The organism is Clostridium sp. NSJ-145, from assembly GCF_021044725.1.
GTDB classification, from domain to species: domain Bacteria; phylum Bacillota; class Clostridia; order Clostridiales; family Clostridiaceae; genus Clostridium; species Clostridium disporicum_B.
The window spans coordinates 1-1,268 of record NZ_JAJNOS010000051.1 but is presented as its reverse complement, the minus strand read 5'-3'; the positions used below and the strand labels follow the sequence as shown (position 1 = coordinate 1,268).

General features: G+C 29.3%; 1 protein-coding gene. It reads right to left on the bottom strand.

Annotation, left to right across the window (positions count from 1 at the left end; translation table 11 throughout):
* Nucleotides 1-42 precede the first annotated feature (42 nt).
* Nucleotides 43-1,190, bottom strand: a protein-coding gene (locus tag LQE93_RS16710; protein ID WP_231074575.1) for an IS3 family transposase whose coding sequence is annotated in 2 segments (ribosomal slippage) — nucleotides 43-947 and nucleotides 947-1,190 — 1,149 coding nt in all. Because the reading frame shifts where the segments join, the coding sequence is not laid out codon by codon here.
* Between the last annotated feature and the right edge of the window lie 78 nt (nucleotides 1,191-1,268).

Below are 1,268 nucleotides of genomic sequence, written 5' to 3'. Positions count from 1 at the left end.
TGGTCTTATGTCAATATTTTGGACACAAAAAGTCAAACTTTTTTATGCTGCACTTCTAGCTAATAATTCACATTGATCTGGAGTCATGTAATTAATAGAAGAGTGTAGCCTTTTTCTGTTATACCAACCTTCAATATATTTAAAAACAGCCATATTAGCTTCTTCGAAGGTACGATATGTATTTCTGTATATTTCCTCCTTTTTTATTGATGAATGGAAGGATTCTATACAAGCATTATCATATGGACAACCTTTTTTACTAAACGATTGTATAATATTAAATTCTTTGCATAGCTTCTTTAAATCATTGCTAGTGTATTGAGATCCTAAATCGCTATGAAATATTAATTGCTTATTCTTATCTGGAGATTGGCTATAATAAGCATTTTTTAAGGCTTTAACAACTAAATCATTAGTCATTTTCTTACCGAAAGCGTAGCCAATTATTTTTTTAGAATATAAGTCTAGAACTGAAGCTAAATAGCACCAACCATCTTTTATAGTATGAATATATGTAATATCCCCTACCCATTTTTCGTTAATAGAAGTAGTAGTAAAATCTCTTTTCAAAACGTTTTCTAAACCTTCTGCTACCTTTTTACTTGAATGAGGTTTGTATTTTTTTACAGTTATTGCATAAAGGCCAAGTTCAGACATTCGTCTTTGAACTCGCTTCAATGATACATTGAAACCTTCTATACCAAGTATATAAGGAATTCTAGGAGCACCATATATGCCTTTATTCTCTTTATATATCCTTTTAATAGCTGATTTTAATTCCTCATTTTCTAGTTCTCTTGTAGATTTAGTTTTATCAAAAGATTTATAATATGTGCTTCTGGCTACGCCTAGAACGGTACACATAGTTTTAATATCATGCTTGTTTTTATTGTTATTTATAAATTCTATTACTTCATCTAATTTCTTGTTGCAAATATGGCCATAGCTTTTTTTAATATTTCATTTTCCTCTTTAATTCTTGCCATTTCTTTTTTTAAAGCTTTAACTTCCTTTAATGTCATAACTTCATTTTCATCTACTTTAATTTCTTTTACATCTTTAATCCAGCCGTTAATTGTTGATTTTGCAATGCCATATTCGCTACTTAGCTCTGCTAAGCTCATTCCTGACTTAAATAATTCTACTATCATATCCTTATATTCTTGATCATATCTTCTGCCCTTTCCCATAATGGACACATCCTTTCTTAACTAAATATTATTTTACTTAGTTCGATTTAATGTGTCCACTACTTTATACTAACACCA